Source organism: Agrobacterium sp. D14 (genome assembly GCF_001526505.1).
In the GTDB taxonomy this organism is placed as follows: Bacteria; Pseudomonadota; Alphaproteobacteria; order Rhizobiales; family Rhizobiaceae; genus Agrobacterium; species Agrobacterium leguminum.
Map to the genome: position 1 here is coordinate 46,605 of NZ_ASXX01000015.1, position 24,454 is coordinate 71,058.

Annotated in this window: 21 protein-coding genes and 1 pseudogene; 6 read left to right on the top strand and 16 right to left on the bottom strand. The window is 61.0% G+C overall.

Going from position 1 to position 24,454, the window contains the following annotated elements; translation table 11 throughout:
- The first annotated feature begins 13 nt into the window (after positions 1-13).
- Complete coding sequence (locus L901_RS11920) at positions 14-1,240, top strand: FAD-binding oxidoreductase (protein ID WP_059756999.1); 1,227 nt, start codon at positions 14-16, stop codon at positions 1,238-1,240.
- A 6-nt stretch (positions 1,241-1,246) separates the two neighbouring features.
- Here the strand turns inward: L901_RS11920 and L901_RS11925 are convergent, their stop codons facing one another.
- Positions 1,247-1,732: an MgtC/SapB family protein gene (locus L901_RS11925; protein ID WP_059756862.1), complete on the bottom strand. Its 486-nt coding sequence runs from the start codon at positions 1,730-1,732 to the stop codon at positions 1,247-1,249.
- Between the two features lie 172 nt (positions 1,733-1,904).
- Between L901_RS11925 and L901_RS11930 the strand changes: the two genes are divergently transcribed.
- Positions 1,905-2,405, top strand: coding sequence for a ferritin-like domain-containing protein (locus tag L901_RS11930; protein ID WP_020811535.1), 501 nt, complete (start codon positions 1,905-1,907; stop codon positions 2,403-2,405).
- A 76-nt stretch (positions 2,406-2,481) separates the two neighbouring features.
- On the opposite strand, the gene L901_RS11935 is transcribed toward L901_RS11930, so the two are convergent.
- The 12 genes from L901_RS11935 to L901_RS11990 all read right to left on the bottom strand — a co-directional run bounded on the left by L901_RS11935 (position 2,482) and on the right by L901_RS11990 (position 16,767).
- Positions 2,482-4,818 (bottom strand): glucose/quinate/shikimate family membrane-bound PQQ-dependent dehydrogenase, encoded by a 2,337-nt coding sequence (locus tag L901_RS11935; RefSeq protein WP_059756865.1) that lies wholly within the window; start codon positions 4,816-4,818, stop codon positions 2,482-2,484.
- A gap of 103 nt (positions 4,819-4,921) precedes the next feature.
- Positions 4,922-5,182, bottom strand: a complete 261-nt coding sequence (locus L901_RS11940) for a hypothetical protein (protein ID WP_059756868.1) — start codon at positions 5,180-5,182, stop codon at positions 4,922-4,924.
- A gap of 490 nt (positions 5,183-5,672) precedes the next feature.
- Complete coding sequence (locus tag L901_RS11945) at positions 5,673-6,716, bottom strand: helix-turn-helix domain-containing protein (protein ID WP_059756871.1); 1,044 nt, start codon at positions 6,714-6,716, stop codon at positions 5,673-5,675.
- Between the two features lie 118 nt (positions 6,717-6,834).
- Entirely contained in the window at positions 6,835-7,620 is a 786-nt protein-coding gene (locus L901_RS11950; protein WP_059756874.1) for a 3-hydroxybutyrate dehydrogenase, read from the bottom strand.
- A 4-nt stretch (positions 7,621-7,624) separates the two neighbouring features.
- Positions 7,625-9,580 carry an acetoacetate--CoA ligase gene (locus L901_RS11955; RefSeq protein ID WP_059756877.1) on the bottom strand — a complete coding sequence of 652 codons (1,956 nt, stop codon included), beginning with the start codon at positions 9,578-9,580 and terminating at the stop codon, positions 7,625-7,627.
- The gene (gene mmsB / locus L901_RS11960) at positions 9,577-10,461 is read right to left on the bottom strand and encodes a 3-hydroxyisobutyrate dehydrogenase (RefSeq protein ID WP_059756880.1); all 885 of its coding nucleotides are present in this window, start codon (positions 10,459-10,461) and stop codon (positions 9,577-9,579) included. Before mmsB ends, L901_RS11955 begins: the two co-directional genes overlap by 4 nt.
- Positions 10,462-10,474: 13 nt before the next feature.
- Positions 10,475-12,070: a GMC family oxidoreductase gene (locus L901_RS11965; protein WP_003522498.1), complete on the bottom strand. Its 1,596-nt coding sequence runs from the start codon at positions 12,068-12,070 to the stop codon at positions 10,475-10,477.
- A 75-nt stretch (positions 12,071-12,145) separates the two neighbouring features.
- Entirely contained in the window at positions 12,146-13,153 is a 1,008-nt protein-coding gene (locus tag L901_RS11970; protein WP_059756883.1) for a branched-chain amino acid ABC transporter permease, read from the bottom strand.
- A gap of 1 nt (position 13,154) precedes the next feature.
- Positions 13,155-14,042: a branched-chain amino acid ABC transporter permease gene (locus L901_RS11975; protein ID WP_003522496.1), complete on the bottom strand. Its 888-nt coding sequence runs from the start codon at positions 14,040-14,042 to the stop codon at positions 13,155-13,157.
- Positions 14,043-14,044: 2 nt separating this feature from the next.
- Positions 14,045-14,746: an ABC transporter ATP-binding protein gene (locus tag L901_RS11980; RefSeq protein WP_059756885.1), complete on the bottom strand. Its 702-nt coding sequence runs from the start codon at positions 14,744-14,746 to the stop codon at positions 14,045-14,047.
- A gap of 1 nt (position 14,747) precedes the next feature.
- On the bottom strand, positions 14,748-15,533 hold the full coding sequence (locus L901_RS11985) for an ABC transporter ATP-binding protein (protein ID WP_059756888.1): 786 nt from the start codon (positions 15,531-15,533) through the stop codon (positions 14,748-14,750).
- A 25-nt stretch (positions 15,534-15,558) separates the two neighbouring features.
- Positions 15,559-16,767 carry an ABC transporter substrate-binding protein gene (locus L901_RS11990; protein ID WP_059756891.1) on the bottom strand — a complete coding sequence of 403 codons (1,209 nt, stop codon included), beginning with the start codon at positions 16,765-16,767 and terminating at the stop codon, positions 15,559-15,561.
- A gap of 231 nt (positions 16,768-16,998) precedes the next feature.
- On the opposite strand from L901_RS11990, the gene L901_RS11995 reads away from it, so the two are divergent.
- Both L901_RS11995 and L901_RS12000 read left to right on the top strand, forming a co-directional pair.
- Complete coding sequence (locus tag L901_RS11995; protein ID WP_059756893.1) at positions 16,999-17,916, top strand: LysR family transcriptional regulator; 918 nt, start codon at positions 16,999-17,001, stop codon at positions 17,914-17,916.
- Between the two features lie 135 nt (positions 17,917-18,051).
- Positions 18,052-19,073: pseudogene (locus L901_RS12000) on the top strand (LLM class flavin-dependent oxidoreductase).
- Positions 19,074-19,119: 46 nt separating this feature from the next.
- On the opposite strand, the gene L901_RS12005 reads toward L901_RS12000, so the two are convergent.
- Positions 19,120-20,238: a mandelate racemase/muconate lactonizing enzyme family protein gene (locus L901_RS12005; protein ID WP_059756896.1), complete on the bottom strand. Its 1,119-nt coding sequence runs from the start codon at positions 20,236-20,238 to the stop codon at positions 19,120-19,122.
- 230 nt (positions 20,239-20,468) lie between these two features.
- On the opposite strand from L901_RS12005, the gene L901_RS12010 reads away from it, so the two are divergent.
- Entirely contained in the window at positions 20,469-21,143 is a 675-nt protein-coding gene (locus tag L901_RS12010) for a GntR family transcriptional regulator (protein WP_059756898.1), read from the top strand.
- Between the two features lie 109 nt (positions 21,144-21,252).
- Entirely contained in the window at positions 21,253-22,722 is a 1,470-nt protein-coding gene (locus L901_RS12015; RefSeq protein WP_059756901.1) for a mannitol dehydrogenase family protein, read from the top strand.
- 50 nt (positions 22,723-22,772) lie between these two features.
- Here L901_RS12015 and L901_RS12020 read toward each other — a convergent pair whose 3' ends face one another.
- Positions 22,773-23,618, bottom strand: a complete 846-nt coding sequence (locus L901_RS12020) for an ATP-binding cassette domain-containing protein (RefSeq protein WP_003522486.1) — start codon at positions 23,616-23,618, stop codon at positions 22,773-22,775.
- Positions 23,615-24,454: an ABC transporter ATP-binding protein gene (locus tag L901_RS12025; protein ID WP_003522485.1), complete on the bottom strand. Its 840-nt coding sequence runs from the start codon at positions 24,452-24,454 to the stop codon at positions 23,615-23,617. The genes L901_RS12020 and L901_RS12025 overlap by 4 nt, the downstream gene beginning before the upstream one ends.

The window sequence follows — 24,454 nt, forward strand, 5'->3', positions numbered from 1 at the left end:
TCAGGATGATTTCATGCCGACATCGGAACTGACGAAAGAACGCGACCTCAGGGATTCAAAGCCCGTGTGGGCGGATACGCCGCGCATCGGCGTCCGCAGCAGGCACACGCCGGAGGCCGACCGTTACGACACGATCGTCGTCGGCGCCGGTATCAGCGGCGCGCTGGTGTCCCACGCCCTGCAACGACCGGGTCAATCGATGCTGATCGTCGACCGGCGCGAGCCGGTCATGGGCAGCAGCGTCGCCAGCACCGCGATGATCCAGCACGAAATCGACACGCCGCTGACACAGCTTCGAAAGATGATCGGCAGGCACGCGGCTGACAGGGCATGGCAGCGTTCCGCCCGCGCCGTCCTGCGGCTGGAGGAAATCGTTTCTTCGCTCGGCATTTCCTGCAGCATGAGGCGCAAACAGGCCCTTTATCTGGCTGGAGACGAAATGGGATCGCGCGCGTTGAAGGCCGAAGCGGCAGCCCGCAAAGAAGCGGGCATCGAGGCCCGCTTTCTCACCGCCGCGGAACTGAGAGAGCAATACGGCTTGCACCGGACCGGGGCCATCCTCAGCGATATTTCGGCCTCCGCCAATCCCGCGCAGCTGACGGCCGGCCTGCTGCGCCACACGGCGGGCGCCGGCGCCGAAATCGTCTCCCAGCTTGAGATCACCGATCTCAGAAACCTCGGCGACGAGGTTGTCCTTGCCACCGCCGGCGGCAAAATTCTTTCAGCGCGCAATGTCGTTTTCTGCACCGGCTATGAATTCCTGAAAATGCTGGAGAGCCCGAAACACCAGATCATTTCCACCTGGGCGCTGGCGAGCAGAAAGGGGCTCGACCTACCCGACTGGCTGGAGAACCATATCGTCTGGGAGGCGTCCGATCCCTATCTCTACCTGCGCACCGACCGCGAGGGGCGGATGATCGCCGGAGGCGAGGACGAGGAAAACCCCACCGCCTACCAGTCGGAGCGCAAGCTCGCCGCCAAGGCCGAGACAATCCGCCGCAAGATCGAAAAGCTTCTCGGCATCGATATGGGAAAGCCGGAATATCGCTGGGCAGCCGCCTTCGGCACGACCACCACCGGCCTGCCGCTGATTGGCGCTGTGCCCGGAATGAACAACGTCTATGCCGTGATGGGTTTCGGCGGCAACGGCATCACTTTCAGCCAGATCGCCGCTGAAATCGTGGCCGCCGCCGTCAATGGCGGCAAGGATCCCGACGCCGATCTTTTCCGCTTCGGCTAACGTCGTTCATTCCTCCTTGATGCCCGCCGCCACCTGTATGCGGCGCAGCGTCCACAGAACGACAATGCCCATTACAGAAGCGAGAAGAGCGAGCGGCCACATGCCAAGGCCGGCAGAGAGGCCGATTGCCGCCGAAAGCCACATGCTGGCGCCCGTCGTCAGGCCTTTGACATCGCCTCTGGTATAAACGACCACACCCGCCGCGAGAAAGGCGATGCCCGCCGTCACGGCCTCCACCAGCCGGATGGGGTCGAGCCGCGCGGCCTCATGGCCTTCCGCCATCGTCTCCATCATGTGAATGGTGATGACGCAGAAGGTGACGGCGGCAAGGCCGATCAGCATGTTGGTGCGCAGGCCGGCCGTGTTCTTGTGAAACTCACGTTCCAGACCGATCAAGCCACACAGGATGACCGCACCGAACACGCGCACCAGCAGCACCTCGAAGGGGATGGAAATATTCATGGAAAATTCTTCTGCAAGGCTCTGGGGCACTGTGGCGTCTCCTCCCGAAATTTCTTCACACTAAGTTCGCAGAGGCGCGTTGGTTCCGCGCGGCAATATAAACGTTGCGCGCAACCGAGCCGGAACCATGGGCGCAGCAAAGGGTTTGTCTCCCGTGCGCATGGGCGTACGTCATGCATTTTCACACATGGGAGAAGGAACAATGGCCGAGAAGAAACTCGACGACCTGTTTTACGATACGCTGAAGGATATCTATTACGCCGAGAGGCAGATCCTGAAAGCCCTGCCGAAAATGGCCCGGGCGGCAACCGATCCGAAGCTGAAACAGGCCTTTGAAAAACACAAGGAAGAAACGCAGGGACACATCGAACGCCTGCAGGAAGTGTTCGAGATCATCGGCAGGCGGGCGCAGGGCAAGACCTGCGAAGCGATCCAGGGCATCATTGCCGAGGGTGAGGAGATCATCGACGATTTCAAGGGCACCGCGGCTCTCGATGCCGGTCTCATCTCGTCGGCGCAGGCGGTCGAGCATTACGAGATCGCCCGCTACGGCACGTTGAAGGCCTGGGCGGAAAAGCTTGGACACGGCAATGTCGTTTCCCTGCTGGACGCCACGCTGAAGGAAGAGTCCAAGACCGATGACGCGCTGACTTCGCTCGCCAAGACTTCGATCAATGCGGCGGCCCAGAAAAAGGCGGCATGACGCTGTCTGAAACACAAACAAAAAACCGGAATGGGCGACCATTCCGGTTTTTTATGTGTGTTGAAACCTGCAGAAATTACGGCAGGGTATAGGCGATCACATAGTCGCCCGGCTTGGTTCCGACGGAGCCGTGACCACCCGCAACCATCACCACATATTGCTTGCCGCCATCCAGCGCATAGGTCATCGGCGTCGCCTGACCGCCGGCCGGCAGGCGCGCTTCCCAAAGCTGCCTGCCGGTCGTCAGGTCATAGGCGCGCAGATAGTTGTCGACGGCAGCACCGAGGAAGGCTACGCCGCCCTTGGTGATCATCGGCCCGCCAATGCCCGGCACGCCCAGTTTGAAGGGCAGCGGCAGCGGCGTCATATCATGGACCGTGCCGTTCTTGTGCTTGTAGGCGATATCGCCGGTACGCAGGTCAGCACCCGCGACGTAACCCCATGGCGGGGCCTGGCAGGGGATTTTCAGCGGGCCGAGGAACGGGCCCATGAACACGCCATAGGGCGCGCCGTCGTTGCGGTTCAAGCCCTGTTCGCTACCCTTTTCGTCCTGACCCTTCGGCGGAATGTCGGCGCGCGGCACGAGCCGCGAGGTGAAGGCGAGATAGGTCGGCATGCCGAACATCACCTGACGCTCCGGATCGACCGCCACGCTGCCCCAGTTAAAGGTGCCGAAATTGCCGGGATAGATGATCGAGCCGGTCAGCGAAGGCGGCGTATAGCGGCCCTTGTAGTTCAGCTGATGGAAGCGAATCCGGCAGGCGAGCTGATCGAACATGGAGACGCCCCACATGTCCTTTTCCTGCAATGGCTCCGGCTTGAAGGACAAGGCCGTCGTCGGTTGCGTCGGGGAGGTGAAGTCCTCCGGGATGGCGCCACCCGGCGCGGGTTCTTCGGTGATAGGCAGAAGCGGCTCGCCGGTGCGCCGGTCGAGAACGTAGATATCGCCCTGCTTGGTGGGGCCGACGAGAGCCGGCACGGTCTGGCCATCCTTGGTGATGTCGAGCAGCACCGGCTGGGCCGGCACGTCCATATCCCAGAGATCGTGATGAACCGTCTGGCGCACCCAGCGATCCTTGCCGGTGTTTATATCCAGCGCGACGATGGAGGAGGAATATTTCTCCACATTCTCGCTGCGGCCCATGCCGAGCTGATCCGGCACCTGATTGCCGAGCGGGATATAAACGAGGCCGAGGCCTTCATCGTAACTGAAGACCGACCAGCTGTTGGGCGAATTGGTGGTGTAGGTTTCACCCGCCGCAATCGGTTCGGTTTTCGCCGGGTTGCCGGAATCCCAGTTCCAGACGAGCGCGCCGCTGTTCACATCGAAAGCACGGATGACGCCGGACTGTTCCTGCGTGGAATAGTTGTCGTTCACTGCACCGCCGATGATGATCTTGCCCGCCACGATGACGGGCGGCGAGGTCGAATAATAATAACCGGCGGGATTGTATTTCATGCCCTGCTCAAGATGCAGCACACCCTGATCGGCAAAGGACGTGCAGACCTGACCGGTGGCGGCGTCAAGCGCGATCAGCCGCGCATCCGAGGTCGGCAGGTAGACGCGCTCGGCGCAGGCCGTGCCTTGAGCGGCATTCGGCTCGGCATAATAGGAAACGCCGCGGCAGGTCTGGTGCTGGCGATCCGGATTGAGGCCGACATTCGGGTCGTATTTCCACTTTTCCTTGCCGGTGGCGGCATCGATTGCAATCGCCCAATTATGCGGCGTGCAGATATAAAGCGTGTTGCCGATCTTGAGCGGCGTCACCTGATAGGTGGTTTCGCCCACATCATCGGGCAACTTCACATCGCCCGTCTGGTAACGCCAGGCTTCCTTGAGCTGCGAGACATTGTCGACATTGACCTGGGTGAGCGGCGAATAACGCTGGCCATAGGGCGTGCGGCCATATTGATGCCAGTCACCGTCAGGCACATTGCCGCCATAGGCGGGCGTGGCAGAGGCCGTTTCCTGAGGCAGGGAACCTGCCGTATCGTGCGGATCCTGCGCCATGGAATATCCGGCCACGACGATGGAGGCAAGGACGGAAAGGGCAAGCGGCCAGGCATTCGGCCCGTAGCTAAGCCCGGTCGGGCTCGAAAAACCGAGCGGCTTTCTGACCCAGGGAACCAGAAGCCAGAGACCGATGAGAATGATGATGCCGCCGCGCGGACCAAGTTGCCACCAGTCGAAGCCGACTTCCCAGATGGCCCAGGCAAGCGTCGCGACAATGAAGACGGCATAGACGTGAAGGGCTGCGCGATTGCGCTTGAACAGCAGAATGGCCGTCAGCAGAAAGGCCAGTCCGGAAAGCACGTAATAGAAGCTCCCGCCCAGCATGACGAGCTGAGAGCCGAAACCGAACAGCGCAAGACCGATCAGCGTGAGAACAACTGCAGTGACGGTGACTGCCATGAATGAAACCCCCGATTCCTGTCACTTTGCGTGAAATGAAATCGGGCGCGATCTGGTTCCATGAAAATTATCACCGGTGCGAAAAAACTTCACGCCATGGTGGTCACGGGTTTTGCGGTGCTCCGGTCGAATCCTGCGGGGCGGGCGCAGTCTCAGTCTGCGGGTTCTGCGGGTTCTGCGGCAGGTTCTCGTCGGGTTCGAAAACCGAATATTCGACAACGGCCCAAACCACCAATGCAAGAAGCACGCTGACGATCAGAATGACAAGCACGGGACGGCCGCGCGATCCCTGCCGCGCACGCATTGCCGTTTCGCTTTTCGGCGCATCCCGACCGTCGAGATAGCTGGCATTTTCTCTGGCCATGTCGTTCACTCCCTGTAACCCTGTTGATCTAATCATTGAGGTCAGGGTTTTGTTCCAGACTTGGAAAAACGACGTTAGCCTCACTCGGCCGGCAAACGCGCCCTGTCACAGTCCGCCATATCCACCGCACTAAAGCTTTGCCCAAGGCCGAGCCAGGAAACCGGCCGCCGCGCTCCATCATCCGTTTCCGATGGATCGTCTGCGGGGCTGTCTGAATTCGCCAATGGCAGGGGTGATGGCCGCCTGCGAAATCGGGGGCCGGAAAAGGAGAGGTGTTGTTTCAACGCATGGCGCCATTGGCGACACAGGTCCAGAAAAGCGAGGATTCTCAGCATCATGATTGTCAGGCAATATATTGATAAAAATAACCTGCCCTGTTTGGCACGTCTGGAAGATATGCGCATCCCCATCGCGCCGCAGCCTCAGCGAATGGTCGGATTGTGCCAACAAACCCGCATAAAGTGTCAGAAGGGCATCCGAAAAAGCGTGGTCAGCGGCCGAGCTGCACGATCCAGCGGGTCCATTCCGCGCTATCCGGCTTCACAATATCCGACGTGAGGTCGCGGTTTTCCGAAGCGAAATGCCGCATCTGACGCGGCGAAAGGCCGAAGGTCTTCTTGAAGACGCGGCTGAAATTTTCCGGATTGGTGAAACCATAAGACGCCGCCACCTCGGCAATCGTCATATGCGCCGATTGCGGTGCCCGCAGAAAATCCATCGCGCGTTCAAGACGCCGATGGGTGATGCAGGCCGAAAACCCACCCAGCGGCTCGAAAAGCCGATAGACGGTGCGTCGCGACACGCCGAATTCGCCCATGACCCTTTCCACCGACAGCGCCGGATCGAGCAGGTGATTGTCGATATAGCGCCGGATGGATGCCCTGAGCGCCCGCTGCACGCCCTGCGCATTGTCGTGCCCGACATGATTGTTGATGGCGGCTGCGGCAAGGTCCAGAAGCGGCGAGACCGTCGCTGCGCCTTCACTGGCGTTCATCAGGTCGAAATGGCGATAGATGCTCGTCATCGTTTCGCGCAGCAGCGATACCAGCGGCAAACCGGCTGGCAGAACACGTTCATGATGATTGCCGGAACCGACAAGCCTGCCCTCCAGCAGCCGGCGCGGCACGACGAGGCTGAGATGGTCGTGATCGGTCGTTGCAGTGGCAAGCGGCTGCGCCATATCGATGAGATAGAGGTCGCCGGGGCCTGCGGTCTCGCCCGATCCGCGCCGCGACATGCTCTGTCCGCTGGCGTAAAATTGCAGGAGAAAACCGTCCATGCCGTCGCGGGCAAGCTTGTGGCGCGAACGGTCGAAATCCTGCGCCGAGGACTGGGTGCGGCCGAGCGCGACATTGCCGATGAAAGCCGCATCGACGCTGGCGAAGAAACTGTCATCCTGCGGGCGACGCAGGCGGGCATCGAACAGCACGTTGATCGAATCCCGCCAGAGCCCCATGGCGTCGCGTTTCGGCACCTGGCGCGTATCGAAGCGGGAGCGCGCCAGCGGCGCTTCAAAAGACCCTGTGTTCATCATGACGCTTTTCCGTGAACACGGCGCTGACCCCGCCGTTCACGAAAACTATACAGGATTGAAACCGCTCAACAATGCCGGAAGCCGATGAGACGGTTCGCTTCAAGCGCGTGCGCGAGAATTATTTCGCGGTCCAGCCGCCATCGATGGAGATGGTGGTGCCGGTGATGGAGCGCGCCATATCGCCCGCGAGATAAAGCGCCATTTCCGCCACTTCTTCCGGTTGCACGAACCGCCTTGTCGGCTGCGGCGCAAGCATCACCTTCTTCACCACCTCCTCCTCGCTCATGCCATGCACGCGCGCCTGATCGGCAACCTGGGCGGCGACAAGCGGCGTCCAGACATAGCCGGGGCAGATGGCGTTGCAGGTAATGCCGAGTTCGGCCACTTCCAGCGCCACGCTTTTCGTCAGGCCCACCACCGCATGTTTGGTCGCCACATAAGGCCCCTTGAAGGGCGAGGCGCGCAGGCCATGCGCGGAAGCGATGTTGACGATGCGGCCCCAGCCTCTTTCCTTCATGCCCGGCAGCGCCGCATGGATGGTGTGAAACGCGCTGTCGAGCGAGATGGCGACGATGCGGGAGAAATCGGCGAAATCGAACTCGTCGATCGCCGCGACCTTCTGAATGCCGGCATTGTTGACGAGGACGTCGATATGACCGAATTCGGCGATGACGGTTTCCGGCAGATGGGCGCTTTCATCGTAATTGGCGAGGTTGGCGGCAAAATAGACCGGCCTGTGCCGCGCCACCTTCGCAACCGCCTCCAGCGCCTGCGTCGCCTCCTCCGCCGTCTCTATGCCATGCACCGCGACCAGATACCCCGCCTCGGCGAAACGCCTGGCGATGGCAAGCCCGATGCCGCTGGTGGAACCCGTGACGAGCACGGTTTTCGGTTGATCCTCCATCGGCCTAGTCCTTCAGCTGCGGCAGGTTGCGGAAAAGTTCGAGCGCTTCAGGATTGGCGAGCGCATCGGCATTCTTCACCGGCCGGCCATGGATGGTGTCGCGCACCGCGATTTCGGAAATCTTGCCCGAACGGGTGCGGGGAATGGCGCTGACGGCAATGATCCTTGCCGGCACATGCCGCGGCGTGGCGCCCGAACGGATGCGGCTGCGGATGGTCTTTTCCAGCTCTTCCGTCAGGGCCGCGCCGCCCTTCATGCGCAGGAAGAGGATGACCCGCTGGTCGCCGTCGATATCCTGCCCCACGGCAATCGCCTCCTCGACTTCAGGCACGGTTTCCACCTGCCGGTAGATTTCCGCAGTCCCGATGCGCACCCCCCCGGGATTGAGCGTCGTATCCGAGCGTCCATGGATGACATAACCGCCGGAGGGGCGCATTTCGGCAAAATCACCATGCGCCCAGATGCCGGGAAACCGGTCGAAATAGGCAGCCTGATAGCGCGAACCGTCCTCATCGCCCCAGAATTTGACCGGCATGGACAGATGCGCATTGCGGCAGACGAGTTCGCCGGCAACACCGCGAACGGAACGGCCCTCATCGTCCAGCGTGTCGATATCCATGCCGAGCATCGCACCCTGCAATTCGCCGCGATGCACCGGCTGCAAAGGGTTGCCGCCGAGGAAACAGGCGCAGATATCCGTGCCGCCGGAAATGGAGGCAAGGTGCACGTCTGCCTTCCAGTCGCGATAGATATAATCGAAGGATTGCGGGATGAGCGGCGAGCCGGTGGAGAGAATTGTCCGCAGCGGTGAAAGATCGTGGCTTTCGCGCGGCTTCAGCCCGGCCTTCAGGCAGGCGTCGATAAACTTCGCCGACGTGCCGAAAGTGGCGATCCGTTCGGCGTCGATGAGATCGATCAGCCGCGCGGATGTCGGATAACCGGGATTGCCGTCATAGGTGACGAGCGTAGCGCCAAGCGCCAGACCGGAGACCTGCCAGTTCCACATCATCCAGCCGCAGGTGGTGAAATAGAAAAAGCGCTCCCCTTCCTGAATATCGCATTGCAGCTTCAGCTCCTTCATGTGCTGAATAAGCAAACCGCCGCCGGAATGGGTGATGCATTTCGGCTTGCCGGTGGTGCCGGAGGAATAGAGGATCGCCAGCGGCGCCTTGATGGGCAGACGGTTGAAGGCAATCTCGCCCGCCGCATAAGGCGCGACGAAATCCTTAAGCGTCACGCAGCCGAGATCGGCAAGGCTTTCGGGAACGGCATCGCCGATCAGCACGATCTTTTCAGGAGCCGCACTTTCCGCCACGGCGCGAATGGTCGGGCCGACATCGATGCGTTTGCCGGCATAACCATATTCCGGCACGGCGATGAGGATTTTCGGACCGATCTGCGACAGGCGGTCGGAGGCTCCCGCCGGGCCGAAATCCGGCGAGCAGGACGACCAGATCGCCCCGATGGCGCTCGCGGCCAGATAGCTGACAATCGCCTCGATATCATGGGTGACGATGGCCCCGACGCGGTCGCCTTGCCTCACACCGGCATGGGCAAGCGCCTGCACCATGCGGGACACGTCGTCGTAAAGCTCTCTGCGGCTAATCTCGCGCCTTGTGCCATCGTCGCGATGGGCGATGATGGCCAGCCGCTCATCGGCATCGCGCAGCAGGTTTTCAGCGTAATTGAGCCTCGCGCCCGGATAGAACTCGGCCTCCCGGATCGTCGCGCCCGGTTTGAATGCGGTTTCGCCGCGTGTGCCGATCATGCCGAGTTCGTCCCACAGCGCATCGTAAAATTCATCCGGCGCGTTGATGGACCAGCGCAGCAGGCCGGCATAGTCATTGGCGGCCTGCCCGTGCAGCTTTGCCGTTTTCGTCGCGAAGGCGAAAAGCGCGGAGCGCTCCAGCCTCTTCTCCGGCGGAACCCATAAGATGTCGGATGGCGCGGCGTCCGTCATGCTTCGCTCCCGCGCAGCATTTCGACGATGGCGGAAAAATCACGCCCGCCGCTTCCTTCGCCGACGAAGTTCTCGTAAAGCGCCGCCGCCGCCGCACCGAGCGGAGTGGAAGCCCCCGCTCCATTGGCGGCCTCCTGCGAAAGCTTCAGATCCTTCAGCATCAGGGCCGCGGCAAATCCGGGCTGGTAATCCTTGTTGGCGGGCGATGTCGGCACCGGTCCCGGCACCGGGCAATAGGTGGTGAGCGACCAGCATTGCCCGGAAGAGGTGGAGGCGACGTCGAACAGCGCCTGATGCGAGAGGCCGAGTTTTTCGCCCAGAACAAAAGCTTCCGAAACGGCGATCATGGAAATGCCGAGGATCATGTTGTTGCAAATCTTCGCCGCCTGGCCGTTGCCGCCCTTGCCGCAATGCACGATCTTCTTGCCCATCGCCTCCAGCACCGGCTTTGCCGCAGCGAAGGCCGCAGCCTCGCCGCCGCACATGAAGGTCAGGGTACCCGCCGCAGCCCCGCCCGTCCCGCCGGAAACGGGCGCATCGACCGAGGGGCAACCGGCGGAAGCGGCCAGCTCATGCGCCTTCAGCGCGCTTTCCATATCCACCGTCGAGCAATCGATGAGAAGCGTGCCGGCAGGGATTTTCCGAACCAGATCGCCATAGACCGACACGACATGTTCGCCCTTCGGCAGCATGGTGATGATCACGTCAGCCGCTTCGATGGCCTCGGCAGAATCCGCGGCAACGGGAACGCCCGCCTCTCTCGCCGCCGCGCGGCAGGCGTCGGAAAGATCGTGACCCCTGACGGCATATCCGGCCTTGACGAGATTGGCGGCCATGGGCAGGCCCATATGTCCCAGCCCGATAAAAGCGACGGTCTTCATCGGAGCGCTCCTTTCAGCGATTATCCGCAAGGATCATGTCGGCGGCCTTTTCGGCAATCATGATCGTCGGGGAATTGGTATTTCCGGATGTGATGCGCGGCATCACCGATGCGTCGGCGACGCGCAGCCCGGCGAGCCTGCGGAATTTCAGCCGCGCATCGACCACGCTTTCCATGTCCGAACCCATGCGCAGCGTGCCAACGGGATGGAAGATGGTGGTGCCGATATCGCCCGCCGCCTTGGCGAGATCATTGTCGTTTTCGAAGGAGGGACCCGGCTTGTATTCCTGCGGCTTGAAGCGCGCGAAGGCCGGCTGGGCGACGATGCGGCGCGTCAGCCGCATGGCGTCGATGGCCACCTGGCGGTCGCCTTCGGTGGAAAGATAGTTCGGGCGGATTTCCGGCTGCATGGCGAAATCCGGTCCTTTCACATGCACTGAGCCCCGGCTTTCCGGCCGCAGATTGCAGACACTTGCGGTAATGGCCGGAAAAGTGTGAACCGGATCGCCGAACTTGTCGAGCGAAACCGGCTGGACATGATACTCCAGATCGGCGGTTTCCTTTTCCGGCGAAGATCGGGTGAAAACACCAAGCTGGCTCGGCGCCATCGACATCGGCCCGGAGCGCGTCAGCGCATATTCGAGGCCGATCCTAGCCTTGCCGAACAGGGTGGAGGCCCTTTCATTCAGCGTCAGGACGCCGGAGACCTTGTAGACCATGCGCAATTGCAGATGATCCTGCAGGTTCTCGCCCACACCCTGAACCTCGGCCACCGTGTCGATACCGGCCGCCTGCAACACATCGCCACGGCCGACACCGGAAAGCTCCAGAATATGCGGCGAGCCGATGGCACCGGCGGACAGCACCGTCTCGCGCCGCGCCCGCATCTTTTTCAGGACGCCGTCATGGTGAAACTCGACGCCGGTAACACGGCCTTCTTCGATGATGAGGCGCTTGACATGGGCCTTGGTCAGAACCGTCAGGTTCTTGCGGCCGAGCGCCGGTTTCAGGAAGGCTTTCGCCGTGTTCCAGCGCCAGCCGGCCCGCTGGTTGACGTCGAAATAACCGGCGCCTTCATTGTCACCCCGGTTGAAATCATCGGTCGCAGGAATACCCGCCTCGCCCGCCGCCTTCTGGAAGGCATCCAGCACATCCCAGCGCACGCGCGCCTTCTCCACCCGCCATTCGCCGCCGGCGGAATGCATCTCGTTTTTGCCGCGATAAAAGTCTTCCGACTTCAGGAAATAGGGCAGGATATCGTTCCACCCCCAGCCCTCGCAGCCGAGCTGCCGCCACATATCATAATCGCGCGCCTGGCCGCGCATATAGATCATGCCGTTGATGGAGGAGCAGCCACCAAGCACCTTGCCGCGCGGATAGATCAGCGAGCGGCCGTTAAGCCCCGGCTCTTCCGCCGTCTTGAAACACCAGTCGGTGCGCGGATTGTTGATGCAATAGAGATAACCGACCGGAATGTGGATCCAGTGGTAATTGTCGTTGCCGCCCGCTTCCAGAAGCAGCACGCGGTTGTTCGGATCTTTCGAAAGGCGGTTGGCGAGAACGCATCCGGCACTCCCCGCTCCGATGACGATATAGTCATATTCGCCCATGCTCTTCTCCATGCGCCGCCCTTGCCGCACCGTCCCGGACGCGGAGGAGGCCTTTTCCAGTGTTTTCAAAAATGTCTAGCTGCGGTGCTGAAAGCCGAGTTTTCTCCCGAGCCGCGACGCGTAAAATTCGCCGATCAAACCGCGCCGGAACACCAGAACGCAGGCCATGAACACGAGGCCGGTGATGATGGTGACCGGGAAATCGGATGTCGCGAGATAATTCTGTAGCGTGACGACGAGACCCGCGCCAAAAATCGGGCCAATCATGGTGGCGATGCCGCCGAGCAGCGTCATCAAGATTACTTCGCCCGACATCTGCCAGGTCACATCCGTCAGCGTCGCGAACTGGAAGACCAGCGCCTTCAGACCGCCCGCGAGACCGGCCAGCGTCGCCGACATTACGAAAGCACCGAGCTTGTAGCGCTGCACGCTGTAGCCCAGCGAAATGGCGCGCTGCTCGTTTTCGCGGATCGATTTCAGGATCATGCCGAAGGGCGAATTGACGAAACGCCAGATGACAAGAAGCGCCAACACAAAGGCGGCAAGCACCGTGTAATAGATATTGAGCGGCGCATTGAGGTCGAGAAGGCCGAAGAGATGGCCGCGCGGCACGCCCTGCAGACCATCCTCGCCATGGGTGAACGGCGCCTGAAGGCAGAAGAAATAAAACATCTGCGACAGCGCGAGCGTGATCATGGCGAAATAGATGCCCTGGCGGCGAATGGCGAAAAAGCCGATGACGAGACCGAGCAGCGCCGCACCCGCCATGCCGATGACAAGGCCGATCTCCGGCGTGACGCCCCACTCCTTCACCGAATAGGCGGTGAAATAAGCGGCACCACCGAAAAACGCCGCATGGCCGAAGGAAAGCAGCCCGGTGTAACCGATCAGGAGGTTGAAGGCACAGGCAAACAGCGCAAAGCACAGAAGCTTCATCAGAAAGATCGGATAAACGAACATCGGCGCGGCGATGAGAACGGCGAGCCCTGCGAGAATAAGCACGGTCTTGATGGTGCCGGCAGTCGTCGAAACCTCCGTCTGCGGCATTGCTCCGGCAGTGGGGCTATGGGTGGCTTTGGACATATCAGGCGTCCTTTCCGAAAAGTCCGGCGGGGCGGATGAGCAGCACAAAGGCCATGATGACGAAGATGACGATGTTGGAGGCTTCCGGGTAGAACACCTTGGTCAAGCCTTCGGCGACGCCCAGCATATAACCGGTGACGATGGCGCCCATGATCGACCCCATGCCGCCGACCACGACCACCGCGAAGACGACGATGATGAGGTTCGTGCCCATCAGCGGCGAGACCTGATAGATCGGCGCGGCGAGAACCCCGGTGAAACCGGCAAGGCCGGCACCCAGCGCGTAGGTCAGCGTCAACAGCACCGGCACGTTGATGCCGAAAGCCTGCACCAGCGTCGGGTTTTCCGTCGCAGCGCGCAGATAGGAGCCAAGCCGCGTCTTTTCGATCAACGCCCAGGTGGCGATGCAGACGATGAGCGAGATGACGACGACGAAAGCGCGGTAATTCGGCAGAAACATGAAGCCGAGATTGGTACCGCCGGCAAGCTCGCGCGGCACCGAATAGGGTTGGCCCGCCGCGCCGTAAAGCCAGCGGAACGTGCCTTCCACCACCAGCGCCAGACCGAAGGTGAACAGCAGCCCGTAAAGCGGATCGAGATCGTAAAGCCGCGACAGCAGGAAGCGTTCGACAATCGCACCGAACAACGCCACGACGAAAGGTGTGACGATGAGCGCCACCCAGAAATTGATACCGAAATATTGCAGGCCGAGGAAGGCGACGAAAGCGCCGAGCATATATTGCGCGCCATGGGCAAAATTGATGACGCGCAGCAGGCCGAAAATGACGGCAAGGCCAAGCGACAGCAGCGCATAAAACGACCCGTTGATAAGGCCCACCAGCAATTGCCCGAGCAGTGCCTGAATTGGAACGCCGAAGATCATCGTCATCATTAAACCCCCAGCACCTTGTTGAGCTCGCCCATGCGGCCGGAAAGCTCGCGGACCGGAAAATTGCTGACCATCTGACCATGATCCATCAGGTAGAAACGGTCGGCGATACGGCTGGCAAAACGGAAATTCTGTTCGACCAGAACAACGGTCATGCCGCGGCTCTTCAGCTTTTGCAGCACCTCGCCGATGCGCTGAACGATGACCGGGGCAAGCCCCTCGGTCGGTTCGTCAAGCAGCAGCACCTTCACCCCGGTGCGCAGGATGCGCGCCATGGCGAGCATCTGCTGCTCGCCGCCGGAAAGCTTGGTGCCGGGGCTGGTGCGGCGTTCGTAGAGATTGGGAAACAACTCGTATATCTCATCGAGCGTCATGCCGCCGGATGCGACGACAGGCGGCAGCTTCAGATTTTCCTCGACGCTCAGTGTCGCGAAGATGCCGCGCTCTTCCGGCACAAAACCGAGGCCGTATTTCGCCGTGCGATGCAGCGGCACCGGCATCAGATCCTTACCGCCGAGCTTAATGGAACCCTTGCGGTTGCGGATGATGCCCATGATGGTGCGCAGCGTCGTGGTCTTGCCCACACCGTTGCGACCGAGAATGGTGATGGTTTCGCCCTCGCCGACGGTGAGATCGACACCGTGCAGCGCCTGGCTTTCACCGTACCAGGATTTCAGGTTGGAGACTTCGAGCATTGCCGCCATATCAAGCCTCCTCCGTGCCCATATAGGCCGTGCGCACGCGTGGATCGGCGGCAACGGCGGCATAATCGCCCTCCGCCAGAATTTCACCGCGTTGCAAGACCGTGACGTGGTGGCAGATATCGGCCACGACTTTCAGATTATGTTCGACCATCAGCACCGCGCGTGTCTTTGCCACCTCACGGATGAGTTCGGCGACGTGGGAGACATCCTCGCCGCCCATGCCTGCCATCGGCTCATCGAGCAGCAGAACCTTCGGATCGAGCGCCAGCGTGGTGGCGATTTCAAGCACACGCTTGCGGCCGTAAGAAAGATCGGCCGCAAGCGCATGTTTTTCCCGTGTCAGGCCGACCATGGCGATCAGCTCCTCGGCGCGGGCGTTCAGCCTGTCGAGCGAGGAGAGCGGCAGCCAGAACTGCGTGGCGAGGCTGTTCGGCCGCTGCAACGCCACCCGCACGTTTTCCAGAACCGTCAGATGCGGAAACACCGCCGATATCTGGAAAGACCTGACGAGGCCGAGACGCGCCACCTTGTCCGGCGGCGTCCTTGTTATGTCCGTTCCCATGAAGGTGATCGCCCCGCCTGTCGGCTGGAGAAACTTGGTCAACAGGTTGAAGACCGTGGTTTTGCCGGCACCGTTCGGACCGATAAGCGCATGCACGCGGGCATGGTGGACGTCGAGATCGACGTTTTTCACGGCTGCGAATGCGCCGAAGGTCTTGGAGAGACCACGCGCCGAAAGAACGACGCGAGGTTCGGCCTGCCCGGCAAGGGCGGGAGCGATCGTCATCAAGCTTTCCCCTTTTTATTCTTCTTTACTGCGTTACCAGCGGGCAACCGCTCTTTGCGGGGTCCATGAAGGCTTCCTTGCCGGGGATGGTGGCAAGTACCTTGTAATAATCCCACGGCTGCTTGCTTTCGTCCGGCTTCTTCACTTCCATGAGATACATGTCATGGATCATGCGGCCGTTGGCAGCCACATGGCCATCCTTCGAGAACACATCGTTGACCGGCATTTCCTTCATGGCCTTGGCGACGGCATCGGCATCGTCGGTGCCGGCCTTTTCGATGGCTTTCAGGTAGTGCAGCACGGCGGAATAGGTGCCTGCATGAACCATGTTCGGCATGGCGCCGGTGCGTTCCTTGAAGCGTTCGCCGAACTTGCGCGATTCATCGTCGCGGTCCCAATAAAAACCTTCCGTCAGCGTCAACCCTTGAGCCGCTTCGAGACCGAGGCCGTGGACTTCGGCAAGCGTGAAGAGAAGCGCCGCAAGCCGCTGGCCACCGGCCACGATGCCGAATTCGGCTGCCTGCTTGATGGCGTTGGAGGTGTCGAGACCGGCATTGGCAAGGCCGATGACCTTCGCGCCCGAGGACTGCGCCTGCAGCAGGAAAGAGGAGTAGTCCGTCGTTGCGAGCGGATGGCGCACGGAACCCAGAACCTTACCGCCATTGGACTTGACGAAATTGGCGGTATTTTCTTCCAGCGAATAACCGAAGGCATAGTCGGCGGTCAGGAAGAACCAACTGTCGCCGCCCTGCTTGACGAGCGCGCCGCCGGTGCCGACCGCCAGCGAATAGGTGTCATAGGCCCAGTGGAAACCATAGGGGCTGCACTGCTTGCCGGTGAGCTCGGTGGTTGCCGCACCCGTATTGATGGTGATCTTCTTCTTGTCCTTCGACAGCGCCTGCACGGCAAGGCCGACCGACGAGGAGGTCAGTTCCATGATCGAATCGACCTGTTCGGTATCGTACCATTGGCGGGCGATATTGGAGGCGACGTCCGCCTTGTTCTGGTGGTCGGCGGTCACCACTTCCACCGGCGCATCGAGCACCTTGCCGCCGAAATCCTCGACCGCCATCTTCGCGGCTTCATAAGAGTATTTGCCGCCGAAATTGGCGTAGACGCCAGACTGGTCGTTCAAAATGCCGATCTTGACCTTGCCGTCCGAAATCTCGGCGGCATAAGCGGCGGTGCCAGCGGCCAGCGCCATGGCCGTGGATAAAACGATACTCTTGCGCATGACTTCTCCTCCCAGAGATGATTGCGAGCCTCAGATTGTCTGTGCAACGGTGAACGAACCGCGTGGGGGACTTGCATGCCATTGCACCTGAACGGTCACACCGCCCTCCTCAAAGCGATGCATCCTGAGCCTAGACTTCTCGAATTCGGCCGTTGACACAAGAGCGGGGCATCATCAAATTGCGAACAGGAACTGTTCATTTTTGAACAGAACTCTTGATGGGAGACAAATATGGCCACCCCTTTCACCTGGGACGACCTGCAATATTTTCTGGCCGTGGCCCGCACCGGACAGCTCTCATCGGCAGCCAGAAGCCTGCGCACCAGCCACGCCACCGTCTCCCGCCATATCGACCGGCTGGAATTCTCGCTTAAAACCAAGCTGTTCGAGCGAAACCCGCGCGGTTATGAACTCACGACCGTCGGGCGGCGGCTGGTGGATACGGTCGAGCGTATCGAGGCGGAAGCCGAAAGGCTGCAATCGGATATTTCCGAAAGCGGCAGCCTGCTGCGCGGCGTGGTGCGCCTTAGCGCGCCTGAAGGTTTTTCCAATTTTTTCTTCGTGGAAAGGCTGAAAGACTTCGCCGTCACCCATCCGCACATCATGGTGGAAATGGTGACGATCCAGCAGATCATGGCGCTTTCCCGAAAGGAGGCGGATGTCGCCGTCACGCTCGATCCGCCGAAGGCCGGTCCCTATATCAACGAACAGATCATCGATTATACGCTGCATATCTATGCCTCGCGTTCCTATCTCGCCGGGCGGCCGAAAATCACCAAGCGCGAGGACCTGCTCGATCATTTCTTCATCGGTTACGTGCAGGACCTGATCTTCTCGCCCGGCCTTGATTATATGCGCGATGTGCTTCCCGGCCTGCGTCCGGGCTTTCAGTCCTCCAGTATTTTCGCGCAGCTGACGGCCACGCTGAGCGGCCGGGGCCTGTGCATCCTGCCGAATTTCATCGCCGCGCGTTTTCCGGACCTGCAGATGGTGCTTGCCGGTGAGGTGGAACTGCGGCGGGGCTACTGGCTAACCAGCCATCAAGACCTTGCCAATGTGCCGCGTGTGCGCTCGCTGATGGACTTCATTCTCACCACGGCGCGCGCGCATGAAAAACTCTTCATCCTCGACCGCAGGACGATGGTCTGAACAGCCATCGTTCACATTTCGGCGACACCGTGTCTACGCGTGGCCGGTTGGAGGATGCGCGTGCCAGCCTATATGACTGACAACAACGAAGCCGGTTTGTGAAAGCCGGCATCCTCCGACATCTGGAAGGTCATCATGAAAAAAATCGGATTCCTGTCCTTCGGCCACTGGACGCCCTCGCCCCAGTCGCAGACCCGCTCGGCTGCGGACACGCTGCTGCAATCGATAGACCTCGCCGTCGCGGCGGAAGAGCTGGGCGCCGACGGCGCTTATTTCCGCGTGCACCATTTCGCCCGCCAGCTTGCCTCGCCCTTTCCGCTGCTGGCTGCCGTCGGCGCGCGCACGAAAAAGATCGAGATCGGCACCGGCGTCATCGACATGCGTTATGAAAACCCGTTCTACATGGCGGAGGACGCCGGTTCGGCCGACCTCATCGCCGGCGGCCGCCTGCAACTCGGCATCAGCCGTGGCTCGCCGGAGCAGGTGATCGATGGCTGGCGTTATTTCGGTTACCGCCCGGCCGAGGGCCAGAGCGAAGAAGACATGGCGCGTCAGCACACCGAAGTCTTCCTCGAGCTTTTGAAGGGTGAAGGTTTCGCTGAGCCGAATCCGCGCCCGATGTTCCCGAACCCGCCCGGCCTTTTGCGGCTGGAGCCGCATTCCGAAGGGCTGCGCGAGCGCATCTGGTGGGGTTCGAGTTCCAATGCAACGGCGGTGTGGGCGGCAAAGCTCGGCATGAATTTGCAAAGCTCCACCCTGAAGACGGACGAAACGGGCGAGCCTTTCCATGTTCAGCAGGCGCAGCAGATCCGCACCTTCCGGGAAGCATGGAAGGAAGCAGGCCACACCCGCGAGCCGCGTGTGTCGGTCAGCCGCAGCATCTTCGCCCTCGTCAACGACCGCGACCGGTCCTATTTCGGTTACGGCAACGAAGGCGACGACAAGATCGGTTATATCGACGACAAGACACGCGCGATCTTCGGGCGCAGCTATGCCGCGAGCCGGAAAAACTGATCGAACAGCTGAAAGCCGACGAGGCCATCGCCGAAGCCGATACGCTGCTCCTGACCGTGCCGAACCAGCTGGGCGTCGATTACAACGCCCATGTGATCGAGACGATCCTCAAGCAGGTAGCGCCGGCTCTCGGCTGGCGCTAACGGCAACGCTTGAAAATGAGGGCGGCGCATTCCATGCGCCGCCTTTTTATTTCACCGCCTTGCCGTAGCGGGCGAAGCTTTCCGCGAGAGGCGTGGTGCTGGCGCCGGGGCGCTCCGGACGTTTGTAGACACCGTCCCGCACATGGATCGGCTCTTCGAAATGATCCTTGATCCACGGAATATATTCGAGAATGGTCGAAGCCGGGTGCCAGTAGCTCAGATGCACATGCACCTGGCTCATCTCACCGGCATGCGGCACCACGGGCAGGCGATGGGCGAGCGCGAGATCGGCAACCTGAATATATTCGGTGATGCCGCCAAGTCGGGTCACATCCGGCTGGACATAGGCAACCGCGCCGGCATCGATAAATGAGCGGAACGCATCCACCGTGTAGAGCTGTTCCCCGAGCGCAATCGGAATCGACGTATTGCGCGCCAGCCGCGCATGGCTCGTCACATCGTCATACCAGAGCGGTTCCTCGAACCAGTAAATGTCCAGATCTTTCGCCGCCGCGCAGAAACGCTGGCATGTGGGTAAATCCCACTTGCCGTTGCCGTCGATGGCGATGCGGATGGACGAACCGACACGCTTGCGCACGGCCGCAAGGCGGGCAATATCGATATTCGGATCGTCATGCCCGACCTTGATCTTCAGCCGGGTGAAACCTTCTTCCTCCACCGCCCTTGCGCTGCCCGCGAGCAAATCCTCCAGCGTGAAGGAAAGCCAGCCGATATCGGTATTATAGGCCTCCACCGCCGCCGTGCGCGCGCCGCCGAGATAGTGCCAGAGCGGCACGCCCGCCTTTTTCGCCTTCAGGTCCCAGAGCGCAACGTCGACTGCGGCCAGCGCCAGATGGGTGATGCCCGCCCTGCCGACCCATTGCAGCGCCGGATAACGGGCCAGTTTCGTCCAGAGCCTCGAATGCTCCGACGCATCCTCCCCTAGAAGCAAGGGCGCGTAACAATCGCTGATGCAGGATGTGATCAGCCTGTCCGACGGCAGATGCGCGTGGGTGCCGGTAAAACCATAGCCCTCAAGGCCATCGCTCGTGGTGATCTTTGCGCCGACGACGCCCCAATGGGTGATGCTGTGGGTGGAATCGGAAATGGACTCCGATGTCAGCGGCAGGTGCAGGATAAAAGGTTCGACAGCGGTAATTTTCATGATCGGTCATTCCTCGATGCTTGATCGCTTCCGGGGAGGAATAGACGCCGCGTCCCCGCGACCATGGCCGCGAAGATGGCTTTCGGGAAATCGCCAGACCGCCCTCCTCCAGCAGCCTGCTTCCGATGAGGGATAGAGCTAAAGGAAAAACGGCCTTTGTAAAATAAAAAATTTTTTATTTTTAATATTCAGCCATTGCCAGCCCTTCGAAGCTGGGCAATGATGTCGCCATGAACTCGCTGGTCAAAGTCACGCTCGCCGAACAGGCGCATCAGGAACTGCGCGCGCGCATCGTCAGCGGCAGATTGCGCGGCGGCGAACGCCTGCTGCCCAATGAGCTTGCCGCCGATCTCGGCATCAGCCCCACGCCGGTGAAGGAAGCCTGCCTGAAACTCGAGGCCGATGGGCTGGTGGTCAATTCCTCCCGGCGCGGCATGGTGGTGCGCGATTTCACCGTGGAGGATGTGGAGGAACTTTACGCCGCTAGAATGCTGCTCGAAAAAGGCGCGGTGGAAGTGGCCTTCGACGCCGGGCAACTGGATGAAGCGCTGCACGCGGAACTTCTGGAAAGCCTGGCGAAACATCGCGAATTCGCCAAAGGCTCGACGCTCGACGAATTGTCGAAAGCGCTTTTTTACGACCGCAGCTTCCATACGACCCTTGTGTCGGCCGCGCGCATTCCGGTCATTTCCGGCTCGCACGAGCGCATTCTCGACCAGACGCACACGGTTTTCGTCTCGATCCTTGGCGACTACGCCCGCTCGGTCGAGGAGCACCAGAATATCGCCGATGCCATCGCCGCCGGCAGCAAGGCCCAGATCGTCGATGCCCTGTGGCGGCACCTCGAGCGCAGCCGCCAGAATACGCTGCGCCAGGTCAGGCTGCTCAAAGAGGCCGGCGCCTGATCATTCCGCATATTAGGGGAGGAACCGACATGATGCGCCACAAGCCGGACGCCGCAATGAGAGCGGCGCGAGCCACAACCGTCCCGTTCCGCATGGGGATTTCGCATCGATGACAGACCGGCTTTCCGCTGCAACCCTGCCCCGCCTGCCGCAATCCGTCACGACACCGGCCTATAATCGCCAAAGCGTCACGCCCGGCATCGTCCATCTCGGCGTCGGGGCCTTTCATCGGGCGCATCAGGCGGTTTTCATCGACGATTGCCTTAATCGTGGTGAAACCCGATGGGGCATCGTAGCCGCATCGCTGCGCAGCCCGGATACGCGCGACGCCATCGAGCCGCAGGATAATCTCTACACCTTTTGCCTGCGAGACGGTGAGAGTGAGCGCCTGCGCATCATCGGTTCGATTCTCGAAACCATCGTCGCCCCGGAAGAGCCTGAACGGCTGGTGGAGCGAATGGCCGATCCGCGCGTCCTCATCGTCACACTGACCGTGACGGAAAAAGGTTACCTGACCAATCTCGCGTCCCGCAGCCTGCTGCGCGATCATCCCGATATCGTCCATGACCTTGAAAACCCGGAGCGGCCGCGCTCCATCTTCGGCTTCATCCTTGCCGCCACACGGCGCAGGCGCAGGCAAGGTTCTCAGCCCCTGACGCTCCTGTCCTGCGACAACCTGCCCGCCAACGGCCATGTGCTGCAAAAGCTTCTGCTGGAATTTGCGGAACTGGCAGATCCGGAACTGGCATCCTTCATCGAAACAAACATTGCCTGCCCCTGCTCGATGGTGGACCGGATCGTTCCCGCTACCACGGATGCGGACCGGGAGGCGATTTCGGCCGCACTCGGCTTCAGCGATGCCTGGCCGGTGGTGGCCGAGCCCTATTTCCGTTTCGTCATTGAGGACCGTTTTCCGCACGGAAGGCCGGCGCTCGAGAAGTCAGGCGTGGAATTCGTCGGCAATGTCGAACCATACGAGCATATGAAGCTCAGAATGCTGAACGGCTCCCACAGCGCCATCGCCGCCATCGGCCAGATTGCCGGCCTTGCGACGGTGGCGGATGCTTGGGGTGAAAAGCCCGTGCGCGATTTCATCGACGCCTATTGGCGCGAGATCGAACGGACGCTCGATCCCGCCGTCGACGGGGCGGAATTCGCAGCCGGCCTGCGGGAACGTTTCGCCAATCCCTCATTGCAGCACAAGACCATGCAGATCGCCTCCGATGCGTCGCAGAAAGTACCGCTGCGTATTCTTGGCCCCTTGCGCGAATTGCTTGCGGCGAAGGCTGAAAGCCGGACGGTCATTTTCGCCGTCGCACTCTGGATCAGGTCCTGCGCGGACAAAAATGAAAAGGGGCAGCCGATTGCCATTCTCGATCCCGCTTTCAAGGAGTGGGATGCGCCGGATCAACTGGCAATGACGCCGGATGCGGTGGTCGACCGTTTTCTGACTTTCGAGCGCACATTTGGCAGCGACCTGCCCAGGAATGAAACCTTCGTCTCTACCCTGAAAGCCGCCTATAGCGACATTCGGGAACACGGCGCACTTGCGGCAATCGAGCGTTTCCTGAAGTCCTGAAAAAGAACAGGCCGGAAATCCGGCCTGTTCCTAACCTCGGTCGTCAGCCTTCAGGCTGTCGCTGCCAGCCGTGCCGCCTTGCGGCGTTCCACGCGGGCGCGGATGGCATCGACATCCGTGATCGGTGTCGCGGCGAAAAGCTGGCGCGTATAGGGATGCTTCGGATCGGCGAAGAGTTCCTCGCGCGTGCCCTGCTCCACCGCCACGCCCTTCGAAATGACCATCACATCGTCGGCGATGTAACGCACCACCGAAAGATCGTGGCTGACGAAAACATAGGTCAGCTCGAATTCTTCCTGAAGGTCGGCGAGAAGGTTCAGCACCTGCGCCTGCACGGAAAGATCGAGCGCGGAGACCGGCTCGTCCAGCACCAGCAGCGCCGGGTTCAGCATCAGTGCGCGCGCAATGGCGATGCGCTGGCGCTGGCCGCCGGAGAACATGTGCGGATAACGGTTGAAATGCTCAGGACCGAGACCGACCTTCACCAGCATGGCTTCGGCCCGCTCGCGCCGTTCGGAAGCCGGTATTTTGGTATTGATGACCAGCGGCTCCATCAGCACGTCGCCCACCTTCTGGCGCGGATTGAGGCTGCCATAGGGGTTCTGGAACACCATCTGCACCTTGGAGCGCATCTCCGTATCGGGACGGCGTCTGGCGATATCGACAGGCTTGCCTTCGATCTTCAGTTCGCCGCCGGATGCCGGGTCGATCAGCGCGATGATGCGGGCCAGCGTCGATTTACCGGAGCCGGATTCACCGACGATGGCGAGCGTCTTGCCGCGCTCGACGGTAAAGTCGATGCCTTTAAGGGCCTGCACCGTCTTGGCCCCACCGAACAGGCCGCCGGGAACGTGATAGTCGCGGGTAATGCCCTTGCCTTCGACAACGATACTCATTGAACGCCCTCCTTGCCGAAGAAATCGGAAACCGTGGGCAAACGGTCGCCGGTGGCATTTTCCGGCAGGGCCGAAAGCAGTGCCTTGGTATAGGGATGCTGCGGGGCCTCGAACAGGCTCAAGACATCCGCCTCCTCCATCTTGCGGCCCTTATATTGCACGACGACGCGGTCTGCGGTTTCCGCCACCACGCCCATGTCATGGGTGATGAGGATCAGCGCCATCCCATATTCCGCCTGCAGGTTCATCAGCAGATCGAGGATCTGCTTCTGGATCGTCACATCGAGCGCAGTGGTCGGCTCGTCGGCAATCAGCAGGCGCGGTTTGGAGGCGATAGCGATGGCGATCATCACGCGCTGGCACTGGCCACCCGACATCTGGTGCGGATAGGCCTTGAGCTTGGTTTCCGGCTCGGGAATGCCGACAGCCCGGAACAGCTCCAGGGCGCGGGCGCGGGCGGCAGCGCCGCTCATGCCGAGATTGAGGCGCAGAACCTCCTCGATCTGGAAACCGACCGTGAAGGACGGGTTGAGCGAGGCGACCGGCTCCTGGAAGATCATGGTGATCTCGCGACCGATCACCCGGCGGCGCTCCTGCGGCGACATGGCCAAAAGGTTCTTGCCGTCGAAGGTCATCTCGTCGGCGGTAATCGTCGCCGTATCGGGCAGAAGCCCCATGACGGCGAGCATCGATACCGACTTGCCGGAACCGGACTCGCCGACGATGGCCAGCACCTCGTGTTTGTCCACGGAGACATCGATGCCGTTGACGGCCGTGAACGCGCCGGTGGCGGTGGCGAATTTGACGGTGAGGTTCTTGATTTTCAGCAGGCTCAT